General features: G+C 47.7%; 16 protein-coding genes. 12 read left to right on the forward strand and 4 right to left on the reverse strand.

Annotated elements, in window-relative coordinates; translation table 11 throughout:
* Positions 1-113: 113 nt before the first annotated feature.
* Together NBZ79_RS03335 and NBZ79_RS03340 are read right to left on the reverse strand one after the other, a co-directional pair.
* A complete protein-coding gene (locus tag NBZ79_RS03335; protein ID WP_251935519.1) occupies positions 114-1,310 on the reverse strand; it encodes a CaiB/BaiF CoA transferase family protein in 1,197 nt (398 codons plus the stop codon).
* 344 nt (positions 1,311-1,654) lie between these two features.
* Positions 1,655-2,560, reverse strand: a complete 906-nt coding sequence (locus NBZ79_RS03340) for a LysR family transcriptional regulator (RefSeq protein WP_251935522.1) — start codon at positions 2,558-2,560, stop codon at positions 1,655-1,657.
* Between the two features lie 173 nt (positions 2,561-2,733).
* Here NBZ79_RS03340 and NBZ79_RS03345 point away from each other — a divergent pair, with 173 nt between their 5' ends.
* The 12 genes from NBZ79_RS03345 to NBZ79_RS03400 all read left to right on the forward strand — a co-directional run bounded on the left by NBZ79_RS03345 (position 2,734) and on the right by NBZ79_RS03400 (position 13,566).
* Positions 2,734-3,777, forward strand: coding sequence for an ABC transporter substrate-binding protein (locus NBZ79_RS03345; protein WP_251935524.1), 1,044 nt, complete (start codon positions 2,734-2,736; stop codon positions 3,775-3,777).
* Positions 3,778-3,781: 4 nt separating this feature from the next.
* Complete coding sequence (locus NBZ79_RS03350; protein WP_251935526.1) at positions 3,782-4,585, forward strand: ABC transporter ATP-binding protein; 804 nt, start codon at positions 3,782-3,784, stop codon at positions 4,583-4,585.
* Positions 4,585-5,385, forward strand: coding sequence for an ABC transporter permease (locus tag NBZ79_RS03355; protein WP_251935527.1), 801 nt, complete (start codon positions 4,585-4,587; stop codon positions 5,383-5,385). Before NBZ79_RS03350 ends, NBZ79_RS03355 begins: the two co-directional genes overlap by 1 nt.
* A gap of 71 nt (positions 5,386-5,456) precedes the next feature.
* Positions 5,457-6,821 carry an FAD-dependent oxidoreductase gene (locus NBZ79_RS03360; protein ID WP_251935529.1) on the forward strand — a complete coding sequence of 455 codons (1,365 nt, stop codon included), beginning with the start codon at positions 5,457-5,459 and terminating at the stop codon, positions 6,819-6,821.
* A gap of 11 nt (positions 6,822-6,832) precedes the next feature.
* Positions 6,833-8,008: a CaiB/BaiF CoA transferase family protein gene (locus NBZ79_RS03365; protein WP_251935531.1), complete on the forward strand. Its 1,176-nt coding sequence runs from the start codon at positions 6,833-6,835 to the stop codon at positions 8,006-8,008.
* On the forward strand, positions 8,005-8,781 hold the full coding sequence (locus NBZ79_RS03370) for an enoyl-CoA hydratase-related protein (protein WP_251935533.1): 777 nt from the start codon (positions 8,005-8,007) through the stop codon (positions 8,779-8,781). The genes NBZ79_RS03365 and NBZ79_RS03370 overlap by 4 nt, the downstream gene beginning before the upstream one ends.
* An 8-nt stretch (positions 8,782-8,789) precedes the next feature.
* Positions 8,790-9,155 carry a ferredoxin gene (gene fdxA, locus NBZ79_RS03375; RefSeq protein WP_251935535.1) on the forward strand — a complete coding sequence of 122 codons (366 nt, stop codon included), beginning with the start codon at positions 8,790-8,792 and terminating at the stop codon, positions 9,153-9,155.
* Entirely contained in the window at positions 9,156-10,034 is an 879-nt protein-coding gene (locus NBZ79_RS03380; protein ID WP_251935536.1) for a dihydrodipicolinate synthase family protein, read from the forward strand.
* A 28-nt stretch (positions 10,035-10,062) separates the two neighbouring features.
* Positions 10,063-11,499 (forward strand): aldehyde dehydrogenase family protein, encoded by a 1,437-nt coding sequence (locus NBZ79_RS03385; protein WP_251935538.1) that lies wholly within the window; start codon positions 10,063-10,065, stop codon positions 11,497-11,499.
* Positions 11,500-11,517: 18 nt separating this feature from the next.
* Positions 11,518-11,979 (forward strand): deoxycytidylate deaminase, encoded by a 462-nt coding sequence (locus NBZ79_RS03390; RefSeq protein ID WP_251935540.1) that lies wholly within the window; start codon positions 11,518-11,520, stop codon positions 11,977-11,979.
* Between the two features lie 61 nt (positions 11,980-12,040).
* A complete protein-coding gene (locus NBZ79_RS03395) occupies positions 12,041-12,469 on the forward strand; it encodes a nuclear transport factor 2 family protein (RefSeq protein WP_251935542.1) in 429 nt (142 codons plus the stop codon).
* Between the two features lie 308 nt (positions 12,470-12,777).
* The gene (locus tag NBZ79_RS03400) at positions 12,778-13,566 is read left to right on the forward strand and encodes an SH3 domain-containing protein (protein WP_251935544.1); all 789 of its coding nucleotides are present in this window, start codon (positions 12,778-12,780) and stop codon (positions 13,564-13,566) included.
* Positions 13,567-13,756: 190 nt separating this feature from the next.
* Here the strand turns inward: NBZ79_RS03400 and NBZ79_RS03405 are convergent, their stop codons facing one another.
* Together NBZ79_RS03405 and NBZ79_RS03410 are read right to left on the reverse strand one after the other, a co-directional pair.
* On the reverse strand, positions 13,757-15,043 hold the full coding sequence (locus NBZ79_RS03405) for an HlyD family type I secretion periplasmic adaptor subunit (protein ID WP_251935546.1): 1,287 nt from the start codon (positions 15,041-15,043) through the stop codon (positions 13,757-13,759).
* Between the two features lie 23 nt (positions 15,044-15,066).
* Positions 15,067-16,851 carry a type I secretion system permease/ATPase gene (locus NBZ79_RS03410; protein WP_251935547.1) on the reverse strand — a complete coding sequence of 595 codons (1,785 nt, stop codon included), beginning with the start codon at positions 16,849-16,851 and terminating at the stop codon, positions 15,067-15,069.
* Positions 16,852-16,890: the final 39 nt, after the last annotated feature.

Here is a 16,890-nt window from a genome sequence, read left to right on the forward strand (position 1 = left end):
GCATGAGCCAAAGGCATAATCGCCCCGGGGGCGGATATACACCGCCGCCAGGCTGATTTTCATTCCGTCGCATGGGCTACTTACTGCGTGAAGAAACCGGAATGTAAAAGGGATTAGTTAGCCGGTTTGCTGACACCCTTATCAAAAAGCATATCAATTTCTTCCTTGCTATAGCCAGCCTCTGCCAGGATTTCAGCGCTATGTTCTCCGAGCCTGGGTTGCAGTCGTCGGACGGAAGAGGGGGACTCTGAAAACCGTACCGGCGGTTCAGGATACCGTAATGCGCCTTCTGTCGGATGTTCTACCGTCTTCCAGAAACCAGTTGCTACCAATTGCTCATCTTCGATCAAATCTTCCATTGAATTGACGGCTTGGACCGGTACTGCAGCTTTATCCAACGCTTCTTGCCATTCGGCCGTGGTTTTAGTCGCGACGATCTCAGCGAGTATTTTGTAAATTTCTCCTGAATGCTTAATGCGCGAGGCATGATCGGCGAAGCGCAGGTCTTCTTTCAAGTCCTCTCTGCCCGAAACCTTGAACATGGCATCCCAATTAGCATCCGTATAGGGCAGGACAGCCAAAAAACCGTCTTTCGTGGCGTAGGGGCGGCGCTCTTTATTCAATAACCGGGTGTAACCCATAGGGCCAGCTGCTGGGACAAATCCTTCACCGCTTAAATGTTCAACCATCATGAAGTCCACCAGGGATTCAAACATGGGAACTTCGATGGCCTGGCCTTTACCGCTTTGTCCCCGGTAAAACAGTGCCGCCAGGATGGCAGAGACAACATAATGTGACGTTGTTTTATCTGCGATGATAGTGGGAACGAACCGTGGCTCTCCAGACATGAGCTTCTGTGTGTCGGCAATACCGCAGGCTGCTTGGATGATGTCGTCGTAGGCGGGTTTCTCTGCCATTGGGCCGTCAGAGCGAAAGCCAAAGGCGGCGCAGTAAATCAATTCAGGATAAGCTTCCGAAAATCTTTCATAGCCCATATTGAGCTTCTTTGCCACGTTGGGCCGAAAGTTATGCAGGAGTATATCCGCAGTTCCCACCAGTTTGAAGAGCGCTTCCTGACCTTCGGGTTGGGTTAAATCTATTACTACCGAGCGTTTATTCCGGTTGGCGCCCATGAAAAATGACGCCATACCTTCGTTCCTTGCAGCGCCTGCTTTGCGGGTTAAATCACCAGCCGGAGTTTCAACTTTAATAACTTCAGCACCCATATCCCCTAGCTGTTGAGCTGCCCAGGGCCCCAAGATTACAGTGCTCATATCAATTATTCTGATGCCATCCAATGCGCCTGTCATTTTTTTTCCTTTTTTGTTTTTAGGCCCAATTCGGGTTCCCCGGCACAAACAGCCCGATCGACCGGTATTGTACTGTTCTTCTTTCCGGGATGTGAGTTAAGCCGTGCAATTTGCTCAGCCTGAAGACGATTTAGCATACATAAACGAAATGATAAATTGCCAAATCTGAAACTCTTGATTTGGGTATCCTGCGAAAATACAGGTAAAGGATTGTCTCGCATGTTTAGTGAGTGCAGCGCGGGATAATCTGGACGGATTCGAGAATGGAAATAAGGTTTCTTTCAAACTACAAAGAATAGCGTAAGCCAATAATATGACCTTACCCAGTTGGATTGCTGTCTGATTCAGGCACTAAAATTTAGAGTTTTGAAAATTCTTTCAACCGCATTGATAAATACACGTTTAACCGGATCAATGCCTGTGGACGATGAAATAATAAGGCCTATTTTGTAATCACTCAACGACTTGATGGAGAGGGGTACAAATTTCAGCTCTCCCATTTCAATTTCTTTCAGAAAACCGATTTTTGTATATATTCCAATAGCTTGATTTGTAAAAATTGCCTGTTTCGCAATGGTTAATGCATTTGTAAAGATATGAGTGGTCAAGGAGGATGATATTATTTTCATTTCCTGATCAAGGATCGAATTTCTTGATCTCGCGTCAATAGTGCGAACCAAAGGATATCCTTCAACATCCGCAATACCGACGGAATGACGTTCAGCCAGTGGATGGTCCGGCCGCATGATAATCCCGAAGGGTGCCGCTTTTTCAGCGACGACGCGGACATCAGGGTGGATTTCTTTCGTGAAATTAAAGCCCATATCGGCATCACCCGTAGCTACGGCTTTCGATATATCATCGGCAACAGATGTAGTGACGGAAAGCGAAATACTGGGATGTTGCTTGCTAAACTCCTCTAGAATTCTTGGCAAGACCCCAAAAGTCATGGAATCGACTGTTTCAATACTGAGATGCCCTGTTTTCAGGTCTCGAATATCGTCGATTATGGTCCTTACCTGATTGAAATCATAAAGGGTTTTTCTGCAATGCTCCAAAACAATCTTTCCCGCTGCCGTGATTTCGACACCCTCGGGAGAGCGATCAAACAGTCGTATACCGAGCTGCTCTTCTACATTGATAATTTTACGATTTACAGAAGTTGATGACACATTGAGAATTTTCGCCGCTTTCCGTATGGAATTTTGACGTGCTACTTCATCAAGGTAATGCAGAAAAATGTTATGCATATTAGGTGACATATCTTGGGTGGTGCTAAAAATGCACCGCTGTTGGTCAATATCGATCCTTTTAGTCTCGCCTTTGTTTCGCTTACAGTCAAGTCCATAAACATAAAGCGCAGAGCAGAGCTATCGTCATGTTGCCGTTCTATCTGCAGTTCAAATAACAGGGGAGGACGACAATGATCAGAAAAAAAGAGCTAGCTATTAGCAGGCGAAATGTTTTGCAGGGTATGGGGGCTGTCTCGGCTGGTGCAATGGCAGGAACCATGCTCAGTTTCGGCTCTGTCAACGCGGCGGGCCTGTATGAAGTAAATTTGCAATTAGGCTGGCTGGCCTCCAACGGCATTTTGGGTGAAATCGCGGCTGAAAAGCTAGGGTATTTTAAGGACGCAGGAATGAGCCTGAACGTAATACCCGGCGGACCAAACGTAGATGGTGTCGCATCCGTTGCATCTGGCCGAGCCAATCTGGGCTCTATCTCTTCCAGCCCATCCCTGATGCTTGCACGGGCAGCAGGTATTCCTATCAAATGTATCGCTGCAGGTTATCAGCAACATCCTTTTACGTATTTCTCGTTGAAGAAAAATCCTGTGAAGACACCTAAGGATTTGATCGGCAAAAAAGTCGCAACCAATGGTACGGCCAGAATTCTGCTTAAAGCGCTTTTGGCTAAAAACGGGATTTCAGAGGACGATGTCGAAGTCATCGTATCGGGTAGCGATATGTCGGTTCTAATGACCGGTCAGGCTGATGTGGTCACCGGTTGGAATACCAACATCAATGCGCTATCGGTTCTAAAGGACCAGCGTGTAGATATGACATTGTGGGACGCCGGTATCCAGCTTTACGCTAATCCTTATTATGTGACCGATAGCACGCTTGCCGATCACCATGAGAAGGTTGTTGATATGATCAAAGTGATCGCAAAAGGCTGGGGATGGGTTTACGAAAACCCTGACAAAGCGGCAGAATTTTTGGTCGAAAAATATCCAAATCTCGATATTAAGTCAGAATTAAAAGCAGTCCAGTTGGTGAGAGGTCTATCCTTTAACGCAAACACAGCCAAAAGTGGCTGGGGCACAATGACCCTTGAAAACTGGCAGGCGCAAATTGATGCCTACAATGACCTCGGCCAATTTGAAGACGGACCTCCGAAAGTATCAGATCTTGTAGATATGTCGATTTTACAAGACACGGCATCAGAACGACCAAAATACGGATGATGCTATGGAAACCGCCAGAAAAATAGAAGCGATGGCTGCTGAAAAGGTTTCGATTGCGACGTCGCTCAAGAATGCGTTTGTAAAATTTGGCTCTTTCACCGCAATTGAGAACCTTTCGCTCGATGTTGAGGCGGGATCTTTTTATACAATATTGGGGCCTTCTGGGTGTGGTAAATCAACCTTGCTCAGACTTGTGTCAGACCTGGTACCGATAGCTTCCGGTGACGTCAGTATATTCGGTAAATCAACCGAACAGGCCCGACTTGCGAGAGAGTTTGCCTTTGTGTTTCAAGATGCAGCCTTGTTGCCATGGCGAACGGCCATTCAAAACGTAGAGCTACCCTTGGAGATGGGCCGAAAACGAGGCGTAGATATCCCTGTTAGCGATAAATCTCCGATGGAGCTTCTTGAACTCGTCGGGCTGAAAGGGCGTGAAAATGCTTTGCCCCACGAACTTTCAGGAGGGATGCGGCAGCGGGTTGCCATTGCACGGGCCCTAGTGTGCCAGCCTAAATTGTTGCTTATGGATGAGCCCTTCGGCGCGCTGGACGAGATGACACGTGATCATCTCAATTTGCAGCTTCTTAAAATTTGGGAAGAAACAGGCGTTACAATCTTGTTTGTAACCCATTCCATCCCAGAGGCCGTTTTTCTTGGACAGAAAGTACTTATGTTGCAGGCACATCCAGGTCGATTGAAGGAGGTCGTTGATATCAACCTTCCCTATCCACGTGAAATTAAGTTGCGTGATACGCAGGAATTTACCAAATACGCAGCCTATCTGCGAGAATTACTGGAGACTTGCTGATGTCAGTTTCACAGAATCTTGATCTTGCACTTCAATCTGATGAGAAAAGAGTAGTTCGCCGAGCAAAGATTGAAGCAATAGCCATTCCCTTTGCGACAGTTGCAGCCTTGCTAATTATCTGGCAGTTCGGCGTTAGAATATTCGATGTACCTGCCTATATTGCCCCTGCGCCGAGTGATGTTGCCGCTACTTTTGTTGCCAAATTTCCAATTCTATTGGAGAATTTTTGGCCAACATTTTACGAGAGTGTCCTGGGTTTTTTTGCCGGTAATTTGGCAGCAATGTTAATTGCGATTGCATTTGTACATAATCGAACAGCCGAAAAGGCGTTTTTCCCGCTTGCGGTTTTTATCAATACAATACCAATATTAGCTATAGCACCGATTTTGGTTCTTATTTTCGGAGCCGGATTAACGGCGAAAGTTGTAATTGCAGGATTAATCTGCTTTTTCCCGACCCTTGTTAATATGGTACGTGGCCTTCAATCCGTGAGCGCGCAGTCCTTGGAATTGGCAAGAATTTTATCTGCCTCCAAATCTGAAATCTTCTGGAAGATAAGGCTTCCTTCTTCTCTCCCATTTCTGTTCTCAGCTCTCAAAATCGCGGCAACAACATGTGTGATCGGGGCGATTGTCGGTGAGTGGGTTGGCGCAGATGTTGGTCTCGGCGCCTTGATAATTGATTCAACCTTCAATTTTAGATCTTCATTGCTATATGCGACCGTTTTTATGTCCTCCGGTTTATCGGTATTTTTGTTTGCCGCGGTATCGATCACAGAAAAACTGGTTGTGCGCTGGTAACCGTTGAAGCGAATTCAGGTCCCGAAATTTATGATCAAACTAGAACGTGCCTCAAGGTTAGGAGTAAGCCGATGGTAGAACAAATAAAAGATTTTATGACTGTGCAAGCTCAACAAGTGCCGATTGTTGCGCAAACCGATGTCGTCGTCGTCGGGGCTGGGCCTGCCGGGCTGACCGCCGCAGTTTCTGCCGCCCGAAATGGGTGCTCCGTGACATTGATTGAACGCTATCATCATTTAGGTGGCATGGCCTCCGGAGGTATGGTCCTTGTTCTCGACGATATGGTAAATATGGGGCGCGAAATTGTTACGACCGGTATCGTGAGTGAATTCGTTGACCGGATGGAACAAGTGGATGGCGCAGTATACCCGCCGCCTGAAGATTGTTACAAAAGTTGGGATATGTGGAAAAAATGGTCTCGTTGGGGCTGTATAAATTTTCATGAAACCGGAATGCCGCAACCGATTTTGCATGCTGTCGCATTTGATCCCGATGCCTGGAAACGCGTCAGTCTTGATTTGGTTCGCGATGCGGGCGTGAATTTACGGCTACATAGCTGGTTTTCCGAAGCAATCGTTGAGAACGGCAAGGTCTCAGGTGTCATATGCCAAACCAAGCTTGGTCGGCAAGCAATCAAAGCAGATATGGTTATCGATGCGACGGGAGATCTGGATCTCGCCGCCTCAGCCGGGGCGTCTTTTATCAACGGCCAGTATATAGTGACGACAGTCTTCCGCCTGTGTGATGTGGACACTGATAAAGCGGAAGCCTATGAATATAGCAATCCCGAAGATTATAAGGCGCTGGATCGCCAAGCCCGCCGCATCATTGGCGGTGCATGGGGTATGTGGTGGCTGAAGACGCCATTACCTGGAATTGTATGGTGCAATTGCCCGCATATGCCTGGTTATGACGGACTTTCTCCGGAAGGAATGGTCGAAGCAGAATTCGAGGGGCGGGATAGAATGATGAAGCTTCTGGAATTCGCCAAAAACAATATCCCCGGGTTCGAAAATGCCAAAATGCTGGGTGCTGCAGAGCAGCTAGGTATTCGTCAAACACGGTTGTTGCAGGGCGAATATGTTGTCACAAAGGATGATGTACAAAGCAGGCGCCATTTTGCCGACAGTGTCTGCCGAGGGCGCGACTACTATACTCCTTATCGTGCTTTGCTTCCCAAGGGACTGGATAACCTAATCGTTGCAGGTCGTCATTATTCGGTTGATAGCGAAGGTCAGAAATCGTCGCGCGAAATACCTCCGTGCATGTCACAAGGGGAAGCTGCAGGTGTGGCTGTATCTTTAGCTTTGAACGGAAAGATCGCTTTGCGCGATGTCGATGTAAAATTAATTCAACAGCAAATGCGAGCGCAAGGGGCGGACCCGGGAGATATCCCATCGCCCAATGCGTTAGTTGAAGAATCGCTCGCTTCGTAAGGATAAGTACCATGACAAACAAAAACATAATGCCGCTTGAGGGTGTGCGAATTCTGGATTTTACCCAGGTCATGCTGGGTCCTTGTGCAACCCAGATGCTCGCGGATTTTGGAGCGGACGTTATCAAAGTTGAGCGGCCCGGGGCTGGAGATCTATCGCGTAATTTTTTTGGGGAAGTATCGGAGCTTGCCATGAATAACGCGGTATTTTCTTCTCTCAATCGCAATAAGAGGTCGATCGAAATAGATACAAAAGCGGAGTCTGGAAAACAGATGGTACATGACCTTGTCAAATCCTGTGACGTGGTTGTAGATAATTTTCGTGCTGGTGTTATGGACCGTCTCGGTTTCGGTTACGACGAGCTCAGTAAAATAAATCCGCGTATTATATGCGCATCGGGGACGGGTTTCGGAGAAACCGGGCCCTATGCCCACAAAGGCGGGCAGGACGTTCTCGCACAGGCAATGAGTGGTGTGATGGAAAAAACGGCCGATCCTTCGATACCGAAATCCATCTATCCAACGACATTATGTGATTACACAGCGGGAATGCATTTGACCCAAGGAATAATGGCGGCGCTGCTTGCCCGTGAAAAAACAGGGCGTGGACAAAAAGTTGCTGTGTCGCTTTACGATTCAATGATTGCAATGCAAATGCAGGAAGCGGCGCAATGGAGCAAGCATCGTGAAGTTTTGAATTGGGCGGCAATGCCACTTACCGGTGTATTCGAGACAACTAATGGTGCGGTTGTGGTTGTCGGAGCCTTTAAGCCCAAACCTCTTCAGGATATCTGTATTGCTCTTGGTATTGACGATGTTTCAGATGAGTATCCTGATCTGAAAAGTCAAAGGGAACATAAGCCTTTTTTGCAGAAACTGTTCCGTGATAATTTCGCAACCAATACATCAGAACACTGGCTAGAACGGCTTGAAGAGAGAGATTTGCTGTGTGCACCTGTCAAATCCCTCGATGAAGCGCTGGCGGACCCACAGACTGCGATAAACAATATGCTTGTCGCTATAGAACATCCTGTTCTCGGGGACATTACGCTGGTTGGGTCTCCTGTTCATTTATCAGATGCCCCTCTTGAAATTCGGCATATGCCGCCAAAACTTGGCGAGCATACTCAGGATATTATTAAAGAATTTGGCTTAGTTACGCCGGCATCAGAAAGTGTCGCAATATGAGTGTGCGGTTCACAGTAGAAGATAATATTGCCAGGGTGACGCTCGATCGACCGGATCGCATGAATGCAGTTGATGACGCCACTGATCGCGAACTAGAAAAAATCTGGTCTACGATTGAAACCGATGACACAATTCGTTGCGTTATTCTGACCGGTGCTGGTGATCGAGCCTTTAGTGCCGGTGCTGATATGAAGTCGAGCGATGGTAAATCGGGCCTTGAATATTGGGCTTCGCAAAATAAAAACGGTTTTGGCGGCATCGCCATGCGACCGAATTTAACAGTCCCCATAATTGCACGGGTAAACGGACTGGCTCTTGGCGGTGGCATGGAAATGGTACTTGGTTGTGATATCGTCATTGCGACAGATGATGCGCGGTTTGGCCTGCCAGAAGCAAAAGTGGGTCGTCTGCCGCTTGCTGGCGGGATGATATTGCTGCAGCGTCTAGTCCCTCAGAAAGTAGCAGCGAGCCTGATGATGACGGGGCGCATGATGTCAAGCGCCGAAGCACAGAGTTATGGGTTGGTGAACTCGGTTGTGTCGCGTGAAGAACTTGATGAGGAAGTAAACAAATGGGTGGAGGATATACTCTCCTGTGCACCGCTGTCCGTGCGCGCCATTAAAGAAGCAATACAGGAAACTTCCCATCTTTCCGTGAAGGAAGCAAAATCTCTTAAATTATCCGCGCTTGTCTCTGCGCTGGTTTCTGAAGATTCCGAAGAAGGCGTCACAGCCTTTCGGGAAAAGCGCGCGCCGGTTTGGCGCGGCAGGTAAGGGCTGATATGGCCTTGATCATCAACAGCGAATGTGTCGACATTAAAGATGGTGCCTGTACCACCGTTTGCCCGGTTGATTGCATTTATGAAGGTGGCCGGATGTTCTATATACATCCGGATGAATGTATTGAGTGTGGGATATGCGAAAGCATCTGCCCTGTGGATGCCATCCGTTACGACGATGAAGTATCTGAAGACGAAGCAATATTTGTTCAAATAAACCGGGAATATTTTGAACCAGCTGTCACAGGTTTGGGTGAGCCCGGCGGATGGAACCGTCTCACAACCACGGATCAGGATCACCCGGCAGTATTGGCATTACCACGCAAAAAAAAAGAGGCTGAAATTAGCCAAAGCAAGGAAGAAAACTAAATGTTTGGTGTCATCGCGGCAGTTCCCACGCCGGTCAACACGGCGGGTATACCGCAACAGGGGTTGTTTATTTCGCATTGCCAGTGGGCACTGGAAAATGGATGTAATGGATTAAATTTACTGGGCTCGACCGGTGAAGCAAATTCATTCGATACTGAAACTCGCAAATTGGTAATGACATGGGCAGCAAACTCGCTGGACAGGACCAAATTAATGGTAGGGACCGGGACGCCTTCGTTGTCTGAAACCCTTGATCTAACCTGTTGTGCAGATGACCTTGGATATGGCGTGGCCTTGGTTTTGCCGCCTTACTATTACAAACCTGTATCTGAAGAGGGCTTGTTTGCTTGGTATGCTGATTTGCATCAGAAGTTGGGCCGTAGAAAAATAGCCCTATATTTCTATAACTTCCCGCAAATGACAGGGCTGGTTATACCGATTTCAGTCATTGAAAGATTGCATGACGCATGGCCTGATCGATTTTGCGGTATTAAGGATTCCTCGGGCGACCTTGACTATTGCCGACAACTGGCATCCCGGTTGCCTAATTTGGCCGTTTTCCCAAGCTCGGAAACATCACTCGGGGAGGCAAAACAATATGGATTTGCCGGATGTATCTCTGCGACGGTTAATCAGACATCGCGGCTTTGCGCAAAAGTATGGTCAGGTGAAGAAGTTGACCAAGACGGATTATTGACCGAAATCGGTAACATTCGCAATGCGATATCTTCGACAGCCCTTATACCGGCGATAAAGTATCTCGTTGGGCAACGCAGTGGAGAAAGTAGTTGGGAGAAATTGCTTCCTCCGTTCCAGACGCTTTCCGACCAACATAAACGGGAGCTAGCACCTGTTGTCAGGAAACTCGCCTCCAATTGATATTTTGAGAACTCAAGAGAGAAATATAATGACAAAACATGATAATTTAATTGGCGGCGAATGGGTATCGAGTGGTGATTACCATGCGAATATCAACCCCTCCGATGTTACCGATGTTATCGGTGAGTACTCGTATGGCGATGCCAGTAGTGTTGATAAGGCGGTTGATGCCGCCAGATCGGCTTTGCGGGCCTGGCGAAACACAACACCGCAAGCTCGACATGATCTTCTGGACGCTGTCGGCAATAAGATCGCAAATCGAAGCCAGGAAATCGGCCGCTTGTTGTCCCGCGAAGAAGGGAAGACGCTTGCTGAGGGAATTGGCGAAACCATGCGGGCCGCACAAGTGTTTAAGTTTTTTGCAGGCGAATGTCTCCGACAAATCGGGGACGGCCAGCCCTCAGTTCGTCCAGACATTGATGTAGAAATAACGCGCGAGCCAGTCGGAGTTGTCGGTCTCGTGACACCCTGGAATTTTCCGATTGCCATTCCAGCCTGGAAAATAGCCCCAGCTCTTGCACATGGAAATTGCGTCGTCATAAAACCCGCTGATTTAACACCGGGATGCGCGCATGTCATCGCGGAAATTTTACATGAGTGTGGATGCCCACCGGGCGTTTTCAATCTTGTGATGGGGCGGGGGTCAACTGTCGGCGAAGCTATTATTACACATCCTGGTGTCGATGCCGTTTCTTTTACGGGGTCAGTTTCGGTCGGACATCATATTGCAGAAGTCTGCGGTAAAATGTTGAAGAAAGTGCAGCTTGAAATGGGTGGTAAAAACCCAATGATCGTGCTGAACGACGCTGATTTGTCCATCGCTGTTCCAGCTTGCATCAACGGTACTTTTTTCTCAACCGGACAACGTTGTACGGCGTCTTCCAGACTTATTGTGGAGGCGGGAATCCATGATGCTTTTGTTGAAGAAATGACAAAAGCCCTTCAAAGGTTGAAAATTGGCGATGCCTTAGACAAGGAAACAAATATTGGTCCGGTGGTCGATGCAAAACAGCTGAACTCAAATCTCTCATATGTCGATCTTGCACGGTCCGAAGCCAAGGAGGTAATTGGTGGAGAGAGACTTGAATTAGGAAAGCAGGGGTTTTATCAGGCGCCAGCATTATTTCTTGGAACAGATAACCATATGCGTATTAATCGCGAAGAAATATTTGGGCCATGTGGATCCATTATCAAAGTAACAGATTTTGACGAAGCGCTTGCCGTTGCCAATGATACATCCTTTGGTCTGGCCGGTGGTATTTGCACCCAAAACCTGAAACGGGCTCGGGATTATAAGCGTCAGGCGGAGGTTGGCATGGTCATGGTGAATTTGCCAACGGCTGGGGTTGACTACCATGTTGCATTTGGAGGTCGCAAAGGCTCCTCATACGGCCCACGTGAGCAGGGTCGCTATGCCGCTGAATTTTATACAACGGTTAAAACCAGCTATATTTTCGCCGGATAAAAAGACGGGGGACGAATAATGTCGGAGAAAAACCGGGAGTTTAAATGGCATCAGCGATTTATGGGGCTATGCAACCATATTTCCGAATGGACGGAAGATCGGGACTTTAAAGTCGGCGCCGTCATTGTAGGCCCAGACAATGAAATAAGGTCTACCGGATTCAATGGGCTTCCGCGCGATATAGAAGCCGATGAGGAAGACAGATTTAACCGCGAGAGCGGGGAGAAGTTTTTCTGGTTCGAACATGCTGAACGCAACGCAATTTACAATGCCGCCCGTTTTGGCGCAGCTATATCGGGTTGCACCATATATGTTAACCGTTATCCCTGTGCCGATTGCGCACGTGCTATCATACAAAGCGGGATAAAAACACTCTGCTGTCCGGCAAAGCCATTAAACGATGGTGCATTGGATCATAGTTTTGACGTCTCAGAAATTCTCTTGAAGGAAGCTGGCATTATGCTGCTAATCCAAGATTGAAATAACCTATTCCGGATGCTAGTAGGATTATCGGTGTTATTGAATTGAAAGGGACGAAGTGGTGTCACAAACGGATCATCGATACACGAGTATCATCAGGAGATATTACGAAGGTTGTTCTACTGCAAACCTCGAACTGATGAAGTCGACATTTGATCCAGATGTGGTGCATTATTTTGTCGACCATGGTCCGGTCCATGGTGCAACGTCACTCGCGAACTATTGGTTCAAGGTCGGTCCGAAAACAAAAGCTTCATGGGTTCTTGACCATATTATCATTCAAGAGCCAGAGGCGGTAATTGAATGGAGTATGCCGTGGACACCGCCAATTGATCAGAAGCGCCAGGTACTTCGTGGGACAGAGTGGTACAAATTCAAAGACGACAAGATCACGGAAATTCGGAGCTATCACAATAATCACTACTTACAAGATCCGAAGAACCGTGAGCTTTGGGATTTTCCATATGAAGATCGCGGTTATTTCTCCTAAGAGGAAACCTAACAACTGACTCACTGCGTCAAGGCAATTTTATTGAAATTCAATGGAGTATCGGGTGAGTTTTTAGAAAAATTTTGCTCAAACCCTGCGCGTTTGAAAATCCTATTTTAACAAATTTCCAATATTACTTAATGAGTTTTCATCAGGGCAAGCTTGGGTCTGTCTTATATTTTGGTTCAAATATGGGTTTGCCCAGTTCGCTTGTATCCGATCCTTTAGCCCCGTTTAGTTCGGGGGGAAAAGATTGTTCGTAATTTGCGATATAGGCCGGTTTTTAAATATTATCAGGAGCAAATATCATGATCTGCAGATTTTTTAGAAATTCACTATTCCTGCTGTTTATCGGCTCCTTAACGGTTTCGTGCTCATCGTCCACTAACCAGAAAATTAATTCGACAGCTAATGAGTCCGTTGAATGGGTTGGTCAGCAATTTTCTGATGCCGGAAATTGGATAAGCAAGCAGTATTCCGACTTACTCACCGATGTTGATCAAGATATGCTTGCTGCTTCTACGAAACGGGCGGCGGCGACAGGTAAAGATCAAGTCTGGACGAGTGACGATGGTGAGGTCAAAGCCAATATCAAGGTTGTCAAAACCGAAAATGAAAAAGGTGAAATCCCCATCAAGATAGCAAGTGGTCGCCTACAGAAAATACCGCCTTTGAAACTGATCGACGCGCCATTTCGAATGTTGAAAAATGCCAACGTTCGAAGCGGGCCAGGAACAGATTTTACCGTCGTTGACAAGGCGCATAAAGATTCTGCCGTTATGGTTATCGGCAAGGTGCAAAATAGACCCTGGTACCTCGTAGGTGATGGCGAGGTTGCCAATGGTTTTGTATTTGAAAAACTACTAACAGCCATACCTGATACTGAAAGCAAGAACCTGAGCGTTGTAAAACTTGGTAATGATGCAAATTCAGTTCAGGAGGAAAATGTTGAGGCAGAATGGCAATGCAGGACAATTCAACAAACCATCAATCTGGCTGATGGTGAAACACAGGTAGAGAACGTAAGAGCCTGCCAGGTGTTGACCGGTTGGGAGATTAAGTATGGAATACGGACGGCTGATCTCCCGCAAGACTGAGGAAGTTCGATATTGCCTGAGCCGGTCCACCGGGGAAGCAATTTACAGAAACTGTTTGGAGTTGGAGTGTCATTCTCCTGTGCTGCCACCGTGGTATTTCGCAATTGGTACTGGATCCAGAAAACTTGGAGCCAACGGACGCCAGCAACCATCTCTCATTTAGTTCTATGTCAAACCGTCGCGATAGACCTTAACTTTCACGAAACGCGTGAACAATCTGATCTGACAAAGGTTTCATGAGATAGGACATAATCGTCCTGTTTTCAACTTCGATGAAGGCCTCAAGGGGCATTCCAGGAACCAGTTTCTTGCCATTCAGCTTGTCCAGTTCGTTCGAATCTATTTCAAGACGCGCTTTGTAGAAATTCTGTCCGGTCGCTTCATCAACGATCATATCCGCGGAGACACTCACCAATGTTCCTGCGAGGTCAGGTGTCAGGCGTTGATTAAAGCTAGGAAACCGGATTCTTGCGCCGTTCAGATTGGCTAGGCGATCAATATGTACGTTGGGGACCTTTACTTCCACAACGAGTTTATCTTTCTCAGGAACAATTTGCAGAAGCGTTTCTCCCGCGCTAACCACCCCCCCGACAGAATGCATTTTCAGCTCATGAACAGTTCCTGTGTAAGGGGATTTTATGGTATCGCGTGCCAGCCGATCTTCCGCCGCTTTCTGCTGCCCTTCAAGCTGGGCGATAGCGGTGTCAACCTGCTGCATTTCTTCAAGCGTTTCCGTAAGAAACTCTTCTTCCACATGCAGTTTTAGCAGGTTCTTTTCGCCAATGGATTCTTCCAATTGTGCAACCGACGATTTGAGCGCCCCGAACTCACCGGTCAACAATGCTTCTTGGCGTTGCAGATCGAGCAGGCGTTGTTTTGGTACCAGATCCTTCGCCCTTAAAATGCTGAGGTCACTGATTTGTTCCTGTACAATTTCGATTTCCTTAGATTTTGACACCAGCTGCAGTTCTATTCCGTCAATTCGGCTTTCAAACTGCTGAATTTGTTCATGCAATTGCTCCTTGCGTCCCTCAAGGACCTGCCGCCGAGCGTCTTTGAGAAGGGACTGTCTATGCAGTAATTCCGAAGTAAGATGTTCTTGAATTTGCGGATAGAGGCCGTTTTCGAGAGTGATTTCATCAAAGTTATCGCGTTCGGCAACTAGACGGGCGCGCCGGAAATACAGCTCGTTTAACTGATGTAGAATGCCGATGTGATGGGCTTCGTTTATGGTGCTGTCGAGAACAAACAATGTGTCGCCTTTTTCCACTCTGTCGCTTTCATTCACCAGAATGTCGCGAACAATCCCTCCGTCGCGGTGTTGAATACTTTTTCGACTACTGTCCACAACAACATGGCCCGTCGCAATAATTGCGCCGGAAATCTCTTTTGAGCCAACCCAGAACCCGCCGCCAACAATCAACAAAAATGAGGCGGCCCCCGCTATCCATAGATGCCGTAATATGCTTTTTGACAAATCTTTTTCCTGCGGTTCCTGCATTAGCCCGTTGCCTCCTTATTGATTGTAGACAGCAGCTGACCCATTGTTTCCTTCTTGGGGCCAAGGGCTGTCACTTCACCATTCTGGAGACAAAGCACTGTGTTGACTGCCGAGATCGCACAGGGGCGATGTGCAACAACCACGACGACTGATCCTCTCTCCCGTAGCGATTTGATCGTATTGGTCAAGGCAGTATCGCCGGCAGCATCAAGGTTGGAATTGGGCTCATCCAGAACAACAAGAAACGGACAGCCAAACACGGCGCGAGCTATAGCGACACGTTGGCGCTGCCCAGCTGACAGCAGGGAACCGGAGGAAATGAACTTGGTATTGTAGCCATCTGGGAGGCTTGTAATGAAATCATGTATCCCGGCCATTTGAGAGGCTTCAACAATACTTTCAGATTGCGCATCGTCTTTGAAGCGGGAGATGTTCTGGGCGATTGTTCCGTCAAAGAGCTGAACTGATTGGGGAAGGTACCCAATGAAATCTCCGTACCGATCTTCATCCCACTGAGTCAACCCGGCGCCGTCGAACCGAACCGTTCCTGCGAATTGACGTGCCGCCCCCACGAGCGCCCGTGCGAGCGTGGATTTTCCACTGCCAGATGGCCCGATTACCCCAAGCCCGTCACCGGCTTTAAGGGAGAAAGTCACCGATCGGATGATAGGTTTTGATAGATCAGGCACGCCCGCGGCAAGTTGGTGCACGTCAAAGGATTTGTTGGGCAAGGCAAGTTTGATCTTCTCTGTTGCGCCATCCTGATGCATTAGATATTCAGAGAGGGTTTTGATGCTTTGTCGTGCTGATAACAGGCTGCGCCAGTTCCCAACGGCCGATTCGACCGGCGCGACGGCGCGCCCTGTCATGATTGAAGCTGCGATCATGACACCTGCCGTAATTTCTTGCTGAATGACCAACCAAGCGCCGACAGCAAGCATGGCAGACTGCAGAATGAACCGAAGCGTCTTGATCGAGGTACCGAAGAAGAATGTAACGTCCGACCCGCGGCGTGCCGTGTTTAAAAACCGGGTATTCTTTCTGTGCCAGATATCAGCAAAAACTGTCGCCAGCCCCATGGCTTGGATCGCCTCGGCATTTCGCCGTCCCTCCTCAATTGCACTCAAACGGCTCTGAGTGGCAAAGCTTGTTTCTTTTGAAGGGTGTCTTGATAGAATCTCATTTAAACCAATAAGCACGCAAATCATCAACGCACCTGTCAGGGCAACGGCACCCAATGTACTGCTGAACAGGTATATGATGCCAAGATAGAATGGCATCCAAGGCAGATCGAATAGGGAAGCTGGGCCGTTGCCTCCGAGGAATGTTCTGATGTTATCGAGATCTTGTGTAGGTCTGACATCTCGTGATGTTTCACCACGATTCAGGGCGAGATTGTTTGACGTTTTATAGGCAATTGACGTGAGGTGATTATCTATTTTTTGACTTATGCGTGTAAAGATCCGGCCTCTGATAAGCTCCAAGAGACCGTATAGTGCATAGAGGGTTAAAACGATTATCGAGAGTGTGAGCAATGTCGGCACAGAACCGCTTGACAACACACGATCATAAATTTGAAGCATAAAGAGCGGGCCGGTAAGCATCAGCACATTTATTAGAAGGCTGATAAGGGCGGCTCCAATGAACGCACCTTTGACGGACAGAAAGGCGTTTCGAAGCACAGGTTTTGGGTGCGCCGGTTCAGAGTCAATAACGCAAGCCTGTTCCTGCCGCATTCCATTGGACGGAGATCTGCCGTAGGTTGCAAAGACTGTGTTCACCATGAAAACCTCACAATATACCCCTATGAAAGGAATAGGTTA

It is taken from the genome of Sneathiella marina, from assembly GCF_023746535.1.
GTDB lineage: Bacteria > Pseudomonadota > Alphaproteobacteria > Sneathiellales > Sneathiellaceae > Sneathiella > Sneathiella marina.

Excerpts from the sequence above, each read along its gene's own strand:
- NBZ79_RS03335 (WP_251935519.1), bottom strand. The coding sequence starts at position 1,310 with ATGACAGGCGCATTGGATGGCATCAGAATAATTGATATGAGCACTGTA.
- NBZ79_RS03340 (WP_251935522.1), bottom strand. The coding sequence starts at position 2,560 with ATGCATAACATTTTTCTGCATTACCTTGATGAAGTAGCACGTCAAAAT.
- NBZ79_RS03345 (WP_251935524.1), top strand. The coding sequence starts at position 2,734 with ATGATCAGAAAAAAAGAGCTAGCTATTAGCAGGCGAAATGTTTTGCAG.
- NBZ79_RS03350 (WP_251935526.1), top strand. The coding sequence starts at position 3,782 with ATGGAAACCGCCAGAAAAATAGAAGCGATGGCTGCTGAAAAGGTTTCG.
- NBZ79_RS03355 (WP_251935527.1), top strand. The coding sequence starts at position 4,585 with ATGTCAGTTTCACAGAATCTTGATCTTGCACTTCAATCTGATGAGAAA.
- NBZ79_RS03360 (WP_251935529.1), top strand. The coding sequence starts at position 5,457 with ATGGTAGAACAAATAAAAGATTTTATGACTGTGCAAGCTCAACAAGTG.
- NBZ79_RS03365 (WP_251935531.1), top strand. The coding sequence starts at position 6,833 with ATGACAAACAAAAACATAATGCCGCTTGAGGGTGTGCGAATTCTGGAT.
- NBZ79_RS03370 (WP_251935533.1), top strand. The coding sequence starts at position 8,005 with ATGAGTGTGCGGTTCACAGTAGAAGATAATATTGCCAGGGTGACGCTC.
- fdxA (WP_251935535.1), top strand. The coding sequence starts at position 8,790 with ATGGCCTTGATCATCAACAGCGAATGTGTCGACATTAAAGATGGTGCC.
- NBZ79_RS03380 (WP_251935536.1), top strand. The coding sequence starts at position 9,156 with ATGTTTGGTGTCATCGCGGCAGTTCCCACGCCGGTCAACACGGCGGGT.
- NBZ79_RS03385 (WP_251935538.1), top strand. The coding sequence starts at position 10,063 with ATGACAAAACATGATAATTTAATTGGCGGCGAATGGGTATCGAGTGGT.
- NBZ79_RS03390 (WP_251935540.1), top strand. The coding sequence starts at position 11,518 with ATGTCGGAGAAAAACCGGGAGTTTAAATGGCATCAGCGATTTATGGGG.
- NBZ79_RS03400 (WP_251935544.1), top strand. The coding sequence starts at position 12,778 with ATGATCTGCAGATTTTTTAGAAATTCACTATTCCTGCTGTTTATCGGC.
- NBZ79_RS03410 (WP_251935547.1), bottom strand. The coding sequence starts at position 16,851 with ATGGTGAACACAGTCTTTGCAACCTACGGCAGATCTCCGTCCAATGGA.